Source organism: Helicobacter pylori (assembly GCF_006440215.1).
GTDB lineage: Bacteria > Campylobacterota > Campylobacteria > Campylobacterales > Helicobacteraceae > Helicobacter > Helicobacter pylori_CS.
In genome coordinates, this window is sequence record NZ_VEZH01000008.1 from 79,977 (window position 1) to 93,654 (window position 13,678).

General features: G+C 37.5%; 12 protein-coding genes and 4 pseudogenes. 4 read left to right on the forward strand and 12 right to left on the reverse strand.

What is annotated here, in order from left to right; genetic code table 11:
- Positions 1-53: 53 nt before the first annotated feature.
- Positions 54-533 (forward strand): annotated as a pseudogene (locus FIM44_RS05175) (outer membrane protein); the annotation flags it as partial.
- Positions 534-674: 141 nt separating this feature from the next.
- Here FIM44_RS05175 and FIM44_RS05180 read toward each other — a convergent pair.
- The 4 genes from FIM44_RS05180 to gap are packed head-to-tail and all read right to left on the reverse strand — an operon-like array spanning position 675 to position 4,598.
- Positions 675-1,403, reverse strand: a complete 729-nt coding sequence (locus FIM44_RS05180; protein ID WP_140579308.1) for a TerC family protein — start codon at positions 1,401-1,403, stop codon at positions 675-677.
- Between the two features lie 6 nt (positions 1,404-1,409).
- Complete coding sequence (gene corA / locus FIM44_RS05185) at positions 1,410-2,372, reverse strand: magnesium/cobalt transporter CorA (RefSeq protein WP_140579309.1); 963 nt, start codon at positions 2,370-2,372, stop codon at positions 1,410-1,412.
- A gap of 9 nt (positions 2,373-2,381) precedes the next feature.
- The gene (locus tag FIM44_RS05190) at positions 2,382-3,590 is read right to left on the reverse strand and encodes a phosphoglycerate kinase (RefSeq protein WP_140579310.1); all 1,209 of its coding nucleotides are present in this window, start codon (positions 3,588-3,590) and stop codon (positions 2,382-2,384) included.
- Between the two features lie 15 nt (positions 3,591-3,605).
- Positions 3,606-4,598 (reverse strand): type I glyceraldehyde-3-phosphate dehydrogenase, encoded by a 993-nt coding sequence (gene gap, locus FIM44_RS05195; protein ID WP_140579311.1) that lies wholly within the window; start codon positions 4,596-4,598, stop codon positions 3,606-3,608.
- 196 nt (positions 4,599-4,794) lie between these two features.
- Between gap and FIM44_RS05200 the strand changes: the two genes are divergently transcribed.
- From FIM44_RS05200 to FIM44_RS08645, 3 genes are read left to right on the forward strand one after another with little or no spacing between them, the layout of a single operon-like run.
- Positions 4,795-5,505: a toll/interleukin-1 receptor domain-containing protein gene (locus FIM44_RS05200; RefSeq protein ID WP_140579312.1), complete on the forward strand. Its 711-nt coding sequence runs from the start codon at positions 4,795-4,797 to the stop codon at positions 5,503-5,505.
- Entirely contained in the window at positions 5,502-6,365 is an 864-nt protein-coding gene (locus FIM44_RS05205; protein WP_238699623.1) for a hypothetical protein, read from the forward strand. The genes FIM44_RS05200 and FIM44_RS05205 overlap by 4 nt, the downstream gene beginning before the upstream one ends.
- A gap of 17 nt (positions 6,366-6,382) precedes the next feature.
- Positions 6,383-6,793 (forward strand): hypothetical protein, encoded by a 411-nt coding sequence (locus FIM44_RS08645; protein ID WP_238699624.1) that lies wholly within the window; start codon positions 6,383-6,385, stop codon positions 6,791-6,793.
- Between the two features lie 179 nt (positions 6,794-6,972).
- Here FIM44_RS08645 and ung read toward each other — a convergent pair whose 3' ends face one another.
- From ung to FIM44_RS08650, 8 genes and pseudogenes are all read right to left on the reverse strand, one after another.
- A complete protein-coding gene (gene ung / locus FIM44_RS05210; RefSeq protein WP_140579313.1) occupies positions 6,973-7,674 on the reverse strand; it encodes a uracil-DNA glycosylase in 702 nt (233 codons plus the stop codon).
- Positions 7,671-8,387, reverse strand: coding sequence for a 1-acyl-sn-glycerol-3-phosphate acyltransferase (locus FIM44_RS05215; protein ID WP_140579314.1), 717 nt, complete (start codon positions 8,385-8,387; stop codon positions 7,671-7,673). The genes ung and FIM44_RS05215 overlap by 4 nt, the downstream gene beginning before the upstream one ends.
- Complete coding sequence (locus tag FIM44_RS05220) at positions 8,374-9,549, reverse strand: SH3 domain-containing protein (protein WP_140579315.1); 1,176 nt, start codon at positions 9,547-9,549, stop codon at positions 8,374-8,376. Before FIM44_RS05220 ends, FIM44_RS05215 begins: the two co-directional genes overlap by 14 nt.
- Before the next feature lie 6 nt (positions 9,550-9,555).
- Positions 9,556-10,920 carry a S41 family peptidase gene (locus tag FIM44_RS05225; RefSeq protein WP_194148699.1) on the reverse strand — a complete coding sequence of 455 codons (1,365 nt, stop codon included), beginning with the start codon at positions 10,918-10,920 and terminating at the stop codon, positions 9,556-9,558.
- Positions 10,921-11,032: 112 nt separating this feature from the next.
- Positions 11,033-11,158, reverse strand: a pseudogene (locus FIM44_RS08830) (DNA methyltransferase); the annotation flags it as partial.
- Positions 11,148-12,020, reverse strand: a pseudogene (locus FIM44_RS05235) (HpyAIV family type II restriction enzyme). The pseudogenes FIM44_RS08830 and FIM44_RS05235, both read right to left, overlap by 11 nt.
- Positions 12,020-13,099, reverse strand: a complete 1,080-nt coding sequence (locus FIM44_RS05240; protein ID WP_021308277.1) for a DNA-methyltransferase — start codon at positions 13,097-13,099, stop codon at positions 12,020-12,022. The pseudogene FIM44_RS05235 and the gene FIM44_RS05240 overlap by 1 nt, the downstream one beginning before the upstream one ends.
- Positions 13,100-13,218: 119 nt before the next feature.
- Positions 13,219-13,678, reverse strand: a pseudogene (locus FIM44_RS08650) (type ISP restriction/modification enzyme); the annotation flags it as partial.

A 13,678-nucleotide genomic window follows, 5' to 3' on the forward strand; every position in this document is an offset into this window, starting at 1 on the left:
ATTTATTGCTTATAATATGAAGTTTCTTTGTATCAAAGAAAAATCTATTCAGGTGTGGGTTAAGGTATTACGGCTTTTTTGATTACAACCATGCGTTCATTAAATCCAGCTTTTTTAACTCCGCTTCTGATGTGTGGACTTATGGGGTGGGTATGGATGCACTTTATAACTTCATCAACGATAAAAACACCAACTTTTTAGGCAAAAATAACAAGCTTTCTGTGGGGCTTTTTGGAGGCTTTGCGTTAGCCGGGACTTCGTGGCTTAATTCCCAACAAGTGAATTTGACCATGATAAATGGCATTTATAACGCTAATGTCAGCACTTCTAACTTCCAATTTTTGTTTGATTTAGGCTTGAGAATGAATCTCGCTAGGCCTAAGAAAAAAGACAGCGATCATGCCGCTCAGCATGGCATGGAATTGGGCGTGAAAATCCCCACCATTAACACGGATTATTACTCTTTCATGGGCGCTGAACTCAAATACAGAAGGCTCTATAGCGTGTATTTGAATTATGTGTTCGCTTACTAGGTGCGTGCACAAACCCTCTTTTAAGGGGGTTTCATTGCGAAATGCCGCGTTTATGAGTTTTGATTAAAATTTGGTTATTCACAAAAGCATGAAAGCCTTTTGCAAACAACTTCTTTAATTTTGTTTTTAAGAAAACGCTTTTTAACTTTTTTTCACTTTCTTTTCTATGAAGATATTCAAGCATTCTATGAGTAAGGCAAAACCAATGCCCGCATACAAGTAGTTTTTATTGATGTGCAAATGCAAGCCTTCTAAAAACAAAAACACGCCCACAACGAGCAAAAAAACAAAGGCTAGAGTTTTGACACGGTAGTGTTTTTCAATAAAATCGCCAACGATTTTGGAAAAAAACATCATCATTATTACGGATAAAATAATAGCAAGCGCCATGACTTCTAAGTGTTTAGCGATCCCAATAGCCGTGATCACAGAGTCTAAAGAAAAGACGATGTCTAAAAACATGATTTCTATTAAAGTGATGAAAAAGCCAAACGCTTTTTTTTGGTGTTTTTCTTTAGGATAAATCTGATCTTTTAATTCCACTAACGCTTTAAAAGCTAAAAACACCCCCCCTACAAGCAGCACCACATCACGCCATGAAAAGCTCATGCTCGCTAAAGTGAATAAAGGCTTTTGCAAATGGCTGATAAAAAACAAGCTCCCTAAAAGCCCTATGCGCATGAGCATAGCCAGACCCAAGCCTAAAATCATGGCTTTATTTTGCTGGTGTTTGGGGAGTTTATAGACCATCACTGTGATAAAAATGATGTTATCAATCCCTAAAATGATTTCTAAAAGCGTGAGTGTAGTCAAGGAGACTATGCCATGCGTTGTAGAAAGAGCGTCTAATAGTGAGAATAAAAATTCCATGAAAGGCTACAACCAGCCTTTCTTTTTAAAATAAATTACTGGAAGAATCGTAGAAATCGCCATGACAATCAGCGCGAAAAAATACCCGTATTGCCATTCTAACTCCGGCATGAATTTAAAATTCATGCCGTAAATCGTGCCAATCAATGTGGGGGGCATCATCGCCATGGTCGCCACCGTGAAGAGCTTGATGATTTTATTTTGCTCCACATTGACTTGAGAAGCGAACAGGTTTTGAATGTTGTCTAGGGAGTTGAGATTGACCGTTGTAGACTCCACTAAAGAGCTAAAATCGGTTAAAATGATATTTAAATTATTTTTAGTATCGCTATCCACTTTATTGCTCCTTAATAAAGCGGTAATAATGCGCCGTTTGTCAAAAAAGGAATCCCTTAAAGCCACATTAAATTCTTGCAAATTGGACAAGCGCATCAAAACATTTTCATGCGTAGGCGTAGAAGTTTCTTTGAAAATGATATTTTTGCGCAACAGGCTCGTTTGTTTGTTGATCCACTCTAGGCATTCTACCCCTTTTTCAAAATACACTTCAAAGATTTTGGTTAGAATATCAAATCCGTCTTCAAATTTTTTAGGGCTAGCCAAAACCTTTTTTTGGATAGAATCAAAGATTTCTAAAGTCCCATAATAGATCGTGAAAAGAATGTTATTAGACAAAATAAAGGTCGCCATTTCCGTGTGGAAAGTCTCATTTCCATCATGATTGGTGAAAAAAGCGTTGATCGTAACGCTGGAGCTGTCTTCCCAATACTTGGCAACTGATGAGACTCGTTGGGAATGGTCTGTGTTGTAGTGGATAGCGTATTCTTGGCTTAGAGTGGCCAATTCGTTGGGCGTAGGGTTGATGAGTTCAAACCATAGGACTTCATTTTCTTCTATATCAAAGCCATTAAAATCATTAAAGCGTTTTTTAATGACAAATTTTTGCTGTTTGAAAAACACGTTCACCATAAGCGATCCTTAATGGCGTTTGTCCAAAACCTCAAAACAAGGTAAAACTTTGCCCTCTAATAATTCCAAACTCGCTCCCCCACCGGTGGAAATAAAACTCATGTTGTCCTTTTCGCCCGCGCGGTTGATCGCATCAATGGTATCGCCCCCACCAATGAGCGAGAAAGCGTAAGTGTCAGCGATCTTGTGGGCTAAAAAGGTTGTGCCTCTGGCAAATTCTTGCTTTTCATGCACGCCTAAGGGGCCATTCCATAGGATCGTGGGCGCACTCTCTATGACTTCAGAAAATAATTTCAGGCTCGCAGGCCCTATATCAGCGATCTTGTGTTTAGGCTCAATGTCTTGGACGGGTGAAATTTTAATGTGTTTGGGGTTGAGAATATCATCAGTGGTTACAGCGTCTATAGGCAAATAGACTTTGACTTTTTTTTCTTTGGCGCTTTGCAATAACTCTAGGGCGTCTATTATCAAAGCGTCTTCTACAGAAGAATCTTGCACATCATAGCCTAAGGCTTTTAAGAAAGTGTTGCTCATCGCCCCGGCAATGATGAGCTTATCAATGAGATCTAAAATGTTTTTTAACAAGGTGAGTTTGGAGCTGACCTTAGCCCCCCCCACAATCAACAATAAAGGGCGTAAAGGGTGGTTAAACGCTTGATAGAACGAATCAATTTCTTTTTTGAGTAAAAACCCGCTCACTTTAATAGGGGCGAATTTGGCGGTGCCATAAGTGCTGGCATGCTTTCTGTGGCTCGTGCCAAAAGCGTCATTCACAAACACATCGCACAAGCTCGCTAAATCTTTAGCCAGATTTTCATCATTTTCTTCTTCGCCTTTTAAAAAGCGGATGTTTTCTAAAAGAAAAATCCTTGTGGGTGCGTTTTCGTTTAGGGCTTGTTTGAGTTGCACGATGTTTTGAGAAAAAACCACTTCATGATTTAAGAGTCTTTCAAGGCGTTTTAAAAAGGGCTTCAAGCTCAATTTTTCTTCAACTCCTTTAGGGCGGCCCAAGTGGCTCACTAAAATAATATCTTTAGCCTTGTTGTCAATACAATATTGGATGGTAGGCAAGCTCTCTCTAATGCGCGTGTCATCGGTAATATTCAAATTTTCATCTAAAGGCACATTAAAATCCACTCTAATAAGCACCCTTTTATGGCTCACTTCCACTTCTTGAATGTTTTTAACGTTTTGCATAAACGACATTTTAGCTAACATGAAAAATCCTTTCTTTTAATTTTGCGCTATATATTGCGCCATGTCTATCAAGCGCTCGCTATAGCCCATCTCATTATCATACCATGCCAATACTTTAGCATTTTTTTCGCCTATTGTCATGATTTGATCATCAATCACGATCGCGCTAAAGGGCGAAGAAATAAAATCGCTTGAAACAAGCCTTTCTTCATCAATACCCACAACCCCTTTAAAGGCATGCTTACAAGCGTCTTTAAGCGCATGCTGAACGCTCGCTTTACTCACGGATTTTTTAAAGCTAAAAGACAGATCCACTAAGCTCACATTAGGGGTAGGCACTCTGATAGCAAGGCCTGTGATCTTAGGGCCTAAATGCGGTAAGACTAGCGAAATGGCTTTGCTCACGCCGGTGCTTGTGGGGATAAGATTTAAACCAGCCGCTCTAGCACGGCGGATGTCTTTGTGCTTGGTGTCTAAAAGGTTTTGATCGTTAGTGTAGCTGTGGATGGTGGTTAAAAGCGCGTTTTCTACTTTAAAAGCTTCATCTAAGATTTTGAGTAAAGGAGCGGTAGCGTTAGTCGTGCAAGAAGCGTTAGAAATCACGCTTTCGTTATGGTAATTCTTATGATTCACCCCATAGACAAAGGTGGGCGTATTTTGCGCGGGAGCGGAGATGATGACTTTTTTCACGCTGTTTTTAAGATGGGCGCTTGAAGCTTCTAAGGAATTGAATTTCCCAGTGCATTCTATGATGATTTCTGCATTAGCGGCAGAGAAATCAAGCTTGTTAATGTCTCGCTCACTCGACACTAAAATGTTTTTACTATGCCCAATATTTAGGGTTCTATTGGCGTTTAATTTGGCTTCAAAATGCCCATGCACGCTGTCATGGCGGATCAAATGCAAAAGAGTTTCTAATTCAGCGGTAGAATTGATAGCGACAATTTCTATATCCTTTCTTTGACTAGCGACTCTTATAGCACACAAACCGATGCGCCCAGTCCCATTGATAGCGATTCTAATTGGCATGTTTTCCCTTTATTTAAAAATCACCATTCTATCACAAATGCTCTTAAATAAAGGCATTTGGCTCTGTTAATCAAATATGAATAAGCCCTAAAATTTTTTAGAGTTCTGCTTAAGCTAAGTCTAAGTCTACTAAACTAAAGGCATTTGAGAGGAAACTTAAAAATTTGTATTTGATAATGTTTTTGGAGAAAAGTAAATGGAAAAGAGCGATAACAAACATAGCGACAACAAACAAAGAATGCGTGAAATCCTAAAAAAATCTCTTAATGATGACAATACTATCAATGCTAAAATCTTAAAAGAAGAGTGTTTTAACACTTCTTTGAGTAAAGATAAGCCTTGGATTTTCATCTCTCATTCCCACAAAGATAATCAAATTGTTTTAGATCTTAAAGAAGAGCTAGAAAAGGACAATGATTTTAAGGTGTTTGCAGATAACCTGTTTTGGAGTATCACTCTTAAAGATGTTAAAGAAAGTATTTTAGAGATTTTTAAAAATAAGATAAGCGAGCAAGAGCTAGAAAGACACTTGTCTTCTCTTATGGCAATTTGTTTAGTAGAAATTATCCAACAATGCCGTGTCTATATTGTAATTAAGGACAATAGTATAACCCAAAATAACAAAATTGAGTCTAATTGGATTTATTATGAATTGGAGATGATAAAAACATTACTTCTCAAGCTTGTCGTCTGTTTTGAATCAAAAAGTAGTGAAAAAGTTTTGCTATATGAAAGCGAACTAGAAAAACTGGAAACCTACCACAACATGCAAGATTTAAAAAAGGCTTTAAAAAACCTTATAACTCCATTTAATAATGGTTATGAAGAGACCACGCTATTAGAATGTTCGCCCAATTACAAACCATTTATAGCTCACGAACCGAACTGCACAAAGGAGCAAGCATGAAAATAAACTTTAAATCATTGGGGGTTTTAAGCCTAGCGTTAGCGCCTTTATTTGGAGGTGTACCTATTGATGCGCATAAACAAATAGAGGGTAATTTTGATAAATACACTTATAATATTGAAGAACAAACCTATCTTGAAGTCTCGTCTAATGTAGATGATATTGTCATCCAAAATATTGAGCTTAATAGAGGGAATTGTAAAAGCGAGATACATAGCAACATGAGTTTAAAAAGCTATGAAAGTAAAAGAAAGAATATTATGCTACAAATTGAAAACATGAAAGAAAAGATGAAAAGAGAAAAGGTGCAAACATACGACAATCTAGATACATGGACAAGAGTGAATATGAAACAAATGGAAGATATTATTAAAACCAACGAAAATTTCCAAAAACAGCTCAGCACTATCAATACTTTTGATAAATTGGTAGATAGAATAAATAATGACACCGCTAGCCCTCGTTTTCTAGATCTTGATTTGGACTCTGGTACGGATTCTACTATTGATTATGAAGGTAACGGGACTAAAGGGCCTGAAGATAAAAAAATTTATTCCTTGAAACTTTTTGACAAACATCTAAAATATTTTTTTGCAGGGGATTCTAGCGACGATAAAGGGGGGCGTGAATTTATAAACAATATAACAAGCAGGATAAAACCTGTAGGAACGGAAAAAGGGTATATTTGTAGCAACACAAATATATACATATCTCTCTTTCCTCCGTTTCAGAAGGTTGCACAGACAAATACTACCTTGATGATTATATCAAAAGCGTCGTGGGAGATGAGGATTATAACAAGCTTACTAGTCGAGAATTTTGGGAAAAAGCATCAAAAGAATGGTCAAAAGAAGAAATAGATAAATTCAAGCAAGACTTGGATCCTTTATATCAAAAAATACAGAAAAAAATATGGACAGCCTATCTTCAAGAATATAAAGAGTTTACTTTAAACCAATCAAATGCAATTCTTAAAGAGGCACGAACAGAACTTCCTAAATTCCGCAAAATATACCAGCAAGAACGGCAAAAATACCAAAAAGAGCACCAACAAAAACAACAAGAAAAACAACAAGAAAAGCAACAAGAAAGTCTAAAAGAGCAAAAAGAACTCACTCAAAAACTCGCTCAAGTGGAACAAAAAATCAAAAGAATGAAAGAACAAGGCAATACTATAGAAATCCCCTTAAAATTTGGCGAAATCTTTAAAACCAGAGCTTGTAGCAACCTTAAAGAAGCTAAAATAAAAACTAACAAAGGCACTTATACTTTTACTTTCAGCTTCTAATCGTTTTTTAAAACAAAAGAGCTTTAATCAAACGATAATTTATTAAGGCGGTCTTGGGAGGTTAGGGGGTTTTAGTTGAGGGTTGTAGGGTGAGAGTTATTTCAATATATCCCCCTATCCCTTAAAAAAATAAAATTAAGGTTTGAGTTTTAATATTTGATTAAAGTAAAGCCTTTAAATCACAAGCTGAAATCAAAATCCTTATGATAAATTTCTCTGTGGGCGTTTTGGATACTTGTAAAAACCCTACTCCCTAAAAACCCCCTAGATAAGGGGCTAGGGTGAGGGGCCGTGATGATGATGTGCTTGTTTTTGGGGATTAGAGCGATCTTTTTTTGGGCGATCTTTCCTAACAGCACCACGATCAAGGGAGCGTTGGCTTCAAAAAGGCGCATCAATATTTGATCGCTAAAAGCTTCCCAACCAATGCGTTTGTGCGAAGCGGCTTGGTTTTTTTCCACGCTTAAAATGGCGTTCAACAACAGCATGCCCCTTTTAGCCCATGCACTCAAATCCCCACAACAAGGCACAGGCACGCCTAAATTCGCATGCAATTCTTTAAAAATATTTTTTAAGCTTGGGGGGATGGGGGCGTTTTTTTCCACGCTAAAGCTTAAGCCCATCGCCACAGGCAATTCTTGCTGATTTTTTAGGTAGGTGGAATGGTAGGGGTCTTGCCCTAGAAGGATGATTTTAACCGCGCTAGGGGGCGTTAGATTGAGCGCATAAAACAGATTAGAGCTTTTGGGGAAAATGGTTTTAGGGCTTTTTAGAGCTTCTAAGTAGCGTTTTTCTATTTCTAAGAAATAAGGCTTTTTAAATTCGCTTTGCAAAAACTCCCGCCAAGCCAAGCTTAAAGGAGCGCAGTCAAAAAGCTTCATTGTTCGCTAGGGTTTAATTCATGGTAGTGTTTTAAATACTCTTTTTGCATGCGTTCTTGTAATTCTTCATACCAGGTGGGTGAGCTAAAACTGGGCGTATAGCTTTCTAGCATGACTAAACGGGTGCGGGCTTTATAGGCTTCTAGGGGCTTGGAATTAAAGATTTTAATGGAATTGATTAACACCATGGGCTGGATTTTGAGCTGGAATTTTTCGGCGATGATTTTAGCCCCTTGCTTGAAAGGGAGGAATTTTTCTCCTCCTTTGCCTCTAGTGCCTTCAGGGAAAATCACTAAAGGGCGGTTTTGATCTAATTTTTCTTTACACGCTTTCAAAAGGCTCACAATCCCCTTTTTATCCTCTCTGTCAATTAAAATCATTCCGGTATCCGTTAAGGCATGCCCATAAAAGGGGATTTCGCCCAGCTCTTTTTTAGCGATCCAGCAAATATTGCTAGGGTGGTAGGCTTCTAAATAAATAATGTCCAATAAGCTTTGGTGGTTTAAGACAATGAGTTTAGCGTCCGTATCAAAAGCGCCTATTTTTTCTAAAGTAACCCCGGTAAGGGGAAAAAAGCACGAACAAGCCCTACGGCTGGAGCGGGCGTTATTGTTTTTGCGGTTAAAATAATTGAAAACAATGATAACGGCTAAACCTATAGCGATCACTAAAGCTCTATAAACCGCTCTTAAAGATTTTTTATTTGACTTCATCTTTTTTGACCCATCCTATTTGTTCATGCGGCGTTAGGATTTTATAATAATCATCATGCGAGCCTAAGATTTTAATCGGCATTTCATTTTTAGAAAGCCCTAAGATGGTGGAATTTTGCGTGGGCAGAATGCGGATTTTTTTATGAGCGAGCAATAGGGCTGATTTTTGCGTGAATAAAAGGTGATACAAAACAAACCCTAAGCACAAAATCCCAAGCCCTAAAAAAATGAGCTTGCGCCCAAAAATGAAAAACAACACCAAGAAAAACACGCACAAAGCGAGCAGCGCCACATTAGAAAAGACTAAAAAATTGTTTTTAGGGATGAGATCGCTTTGAATACCGGTAGTGTCTTGAGTGGGAATGGTTGAAAAAGATAAGGTTTTAAATTGCCTGTTAGAAAGCGAAAAATAATCAAAAGAAAGGTTTTGAATGGTTTTAGGCAACACGCAATAATAAAAAACGCTCCCTTCTTTAGCCTTGATTTGGTTTAAAGAGGCGTTATCAAACCCTTGTTTGAGCGCTTCTTTGATGTAAAAATCTTCCCAATTAGCCTCTTTGAACGCTAATTCCACCACCAAAATATTGTTTTTATCGTCATAATCTTTGGTTTTGTATTGCAAAACTTGTAAATCTTTAGCCATGACATTCGCATAACGAGGGTTTTTGGATAAGTCCGTTACCTGCAAAGTAACTTTTGGGGCTATGGAATAATCTATATATTTGTCTTTATTGGAAAACGCGCTCACTTCTAAAGGCGGAATGCTCGCTTTTATGCCCTTAATCTTGTAATAATAAGTCGCTCTGAAAAGCTCTTTTTCCACCTTTTTCCATTTAGGCATTTTGCTTAAAAGCTCAATTTGGGTTTTATCCAGCTCGTCTTTGATTTTAGCTTCCAAAAACTCAGCGTCAAACAGCAATAAATCATAAGTTACGCCTATAGTTTGACCGATATAAACGGGGTTGTTTTCCAAATCTTCTAATTGGGGGATTTTCACATAAACCACTTTAGCCTTGATTTCTTCTGGGTCATGAGTGTTTTCAGCGACCAAATCAGCAACCAAAAAGGTGGCTAAAAGGCTTAAAACCAAACTGATGGTTTTAATAATTTTGATTGGATGAGTGCAAAAAGTCATTAACGATTTTTCAAATAAAAACCCCATGAGTTTTTATTTCTTCTTAGGCGCTTTTTCATCCATTTTCTCATCCACGATAGACCAGGTTTTCAAGCTGTCAATAGCGGTTTTTAGTTGAATATCATCGTTGATCATTTTAGGAGTAACCTCTTTTTCCTCTTCGTTTTTCTTGTCTTTATCCGCCTCTTTGGAATTAGGGGTTTTATCATCAATCTTTTTAAGCTCTTGCTCTAAATGGTGTTTCAGATCCGCTTCTTTCAAGCTGAATTTATTTTCATTTTCTGGCACTTTACCCGGGTAAATCACAATATCAGGCGTGATCCCCTTAGCTTGAATGGTGCGCCCGCTCGGCAAATAGTAGCGTGCGGTCGTGATTTTAATGGCTTCGTCTTTATTGACAGGGAGTAACACTTGCACGCTTCCCTTACCAAAGGTTTTTTCACCAATAATCACGGCTCGTTTGTGATCTTGCAGTGCCCCTGCGACGATCTCACTCGCGCTCGCTGAACCGCCATTGACTAACACCGCAATAGGCAAATTGGTATAAGGGGCTCTGCCATTAGCCTTGTATTCTAAATTTTCTTCTTTATTTTTGCCTTTTTGAGAGACTAAAACCCCCTCTTTAATGAACAAGTTAGACAAGCCTACCGCCTGGTTTAACAGCCCCCCAGGATTACCCCTTAAATCCAACACAATCCCATTAGTCTTAGGGTTAGCTTTCAAGCCGTCTAAAACCGATTTGGTCACATTTTTATCAAAAGAATTGACTCTCACATACAAATAAGGGGTGTCTTTAATCTTTTTCACATAGACAGACGGGACTTTAATGATGTCTCTAATAATGTTAAACACCAAGGGTTTTGGCTCGTTTTTTCTCACAATGGTGATCTGGATAGGGGTCTTTGGCTTGCCGCGCATGAGATTGATCGCATCATCAATGCTCATGCTCAGCGTGCTTTCGTTGTTGATTTTTAAAATGGTATCGCCTGACTTAACCCCAGCTTTGTAAGCTGGAGTGCCTTCTAAAGGGGCAATAACGGTTAAAACGCCATCGCGCATGCCCACCGTGATCCCAAGCCCCCCAAATTCGCCCTCGGTTTGGGCTTGAAATTCCTTAAACTTCTTTTCATTCAAATACGCTGAATGCGCATCCAAATTAGAGAGCAAGCCTTCAATCGCTTTAGTCATGATCTCAGAAATGGTGATTTTATCCACATATTTTTTTTCAATTTCTGTAACCACATTAGAGAAACGACTGAACGCTTCCACCCTTTTAGCCGCTAATTCTTGCGGATCTTCTTTAACCGGCTTGACCGGCTTTTTTTCCTTAACTTCACCACCATGCAAACTCACAGCAAGAGAAATCGCTAACAACCCTTTAAAAAGTCGTTTTGTCATTGTTAATAGCACCACCCATTTTTGAGATTAGAAAAAGAATCACCCTTAAGGTTTTATTCAATTTTTTGCGTTTATTCTATCTAAAATTTAGATAACATGCCCATTCATTCACTCATTTTGAGCCTAATCGGTATAATAAAAACGCATAACTCCCCGATCCGTTCAAATGCAAATCGCAAAGCATGCCCGTTACAAAAACATTAGAAATGGGGCTTACTTTAGAGCCTCTATCGCAAAGACAATAATCTTGCCGCTAACTTTGAGACTAATTGCTGATAGATCGTTTTATTTTGTTGTCTAAAATGCTCTACTAACATTTTTAAAACTTTTTGTTCTGGGAATAAAATTAACACAAGATTGAAAATTCCATCATTATCCAAAAGTTTTCTATAAACGCTTGGCGCTAAATCTTTGATTTCTCTAAAACTTTCTAAAGGATTTTCATCAAAATTCAAACTGGGTAAATCGGGTAAAATTTCACGTCACCATACTAAATGGGTTAAAACCTCATCCCAAACTTGCAAGATATTAAGATTTTCAAACAACTCCTTACCATAACACAAACTCAAAGGCACGCCATAACCAACAGATAATTTTTGCAATTCTTCTTTATAATAATTTTGATTTTTATTCAAACTCTCATCTATAAAGTAAAAATAGCCTTGAATGTTTTCGCCATAAAGATGGATTAAAGCCTCTAATTTTCTTTCAAAGTTATCTATTTGCCCTCTCTTTTTGGCACTGTCATGGTCATCTCGCATTTTTTGTTCTATAAAATAATATGTGTTATCTTTTTTGGCAAACTGATCTAATTCTAAAGATTCCATTTTTTCTTTACCCTTATTGTAATAAGGAATTTTTTTAGATAAAGGCGAAAAGTTATGCTCTTTTAAAGACTCTTCTATTAAATATTCAAACGCATCGCCAAACTTAATCTCATGGGAAGTCAATAAATTTTGTAATAGTTTTGTTTTAGGCTTAGTGGGTCTAAAAATCCCCAAATAGCGTTCAGGATTTTCAGCCATATTTTCAAGCAATTTTGCTTTAGATGTTCCAAAGACAAAACGATTAAAAATCTCGTTAAAGGTTTGATAATCCATTAAAACTCCTTTTGGCAGATATAGCGCAATTCATCGAGCAATAAAAATTGATTTTGATAATACGCATAAAAAAATTTCCAGCCATTATGGTTGGTTTTATTCAAATATTTAGCGCTCATCTTATGAATAGAAGTTTCATAATTTTCATTATCCCTCACTTGTCCGTTTTCTAAAACTTGACAAATTTTTTCTTTGTTAGATGAGTATAAAAAATCTCCAATTTTTAACAATTGCTTAGAAATTAAAAGACTCATAGGGATTTTTGGGGGTTTAGTTTCTAAGTCTAAATTAGTGATAAAATCGCTTTTATCCCTAGTGTTATTCAGGCGTTTTGCCGCTTCTTTGATATAAAAAGAATCTTTTTCAATGCCAATAAAATACCTATTCATAGATTTAGCCACAGCCCCTGTTGTGCCTGTGCCAAAAAAGGGATCTAAAATAATATCTTTAGGTTTAGTCGCGCTTAAAATGATTTTTTTTAAAAGCGCTTCTGGTTTTTGCGTGGAATGCACTTTCTTGCCTTGCGCATCTTTTAATCTTTCGTTACCAATGCAAATAGGGATTTGCCAAACCGATTTTTCTTGTTTGTCATTATTAAGATACTTCATTGTTTTATAATTAAAGCTAACTTTGCTGTTTTTGTGTTTAGCGCACCAAATAAGCGTTTCATGGGCGTTGCATAGTCTCTTGCCAGCAAAATTAGGCACCGGATTACTCTTGTGCCAAATAATATCATTGAGTATCCAAAACCCTAAATTTTGCAAATGAAAACCAATTCTAAAAATATTTTGAAAACTCCCTATCACACAAATACTGCCATTATCTTTTAAAACCCTTTGGCATTCTTTTAACCAACCCAAACAAAAGGTATCGTATTCCTTAAAAGAGCCAAATTTATCCCAATGATCCTCAACGCCTTGAAATTTTGTGCCTTCAAAACGCTTCAATTCCCCCTCTGTTTGCATGAAATAAGGGGGGTCAGCAAAGATAAAATCAACGCTTCTATTAGGAAAATCTTTCAACTTTTCTAAACAATCCCCCTCTATAATAGTATTTAAGTTTTCTTTTAAAAAATCCATTATTAACTAACCTTTTATATCTGCTACTCTAATTATTTTAACACAAGCGTTTTAAGGCTATCTTAATGTTTAGTCTCTGGATTTGTTCTCATCAAATGATAGAAGTTACCTATCTCCACCTATATTAAACGATACAACAAAAACGCATAACTCCCCGATCCATTCACATGCAAATCGCAAAGCATGTTTGTTACAAAAACATTAGAAATGGGGCTTACTTTAGAGCCTCTATCGCAAACTAGAGCGAGATTAGGCAAGGCAGAATAAAGGGAAAGCCAATCCCCCACCTCTGCGGTAGATGTTGTTATCGCTCGCTTCTTTGCTGATGAATGCGGCTCAAAGTCAGATTCTCCGATGGCTTTGGCTTGGCGCGATAAGATAAGGGCGGTATTGGTATTAAATGGGGGGGGGGGGGGGGAGTGTGAAAGGTTTCTGGCCTTAACGCTTCTCTACCTGTCCTTTGTAAGTGAGGCAAATCGCTCGTTAAACATCAAAGCGTTTTTTGACTTTCAATGGTCAGCCCGATCACTTTAACGACGTGTCTGACGAGACCAAAGGCACAAGGCCCCTCTTGTTGGT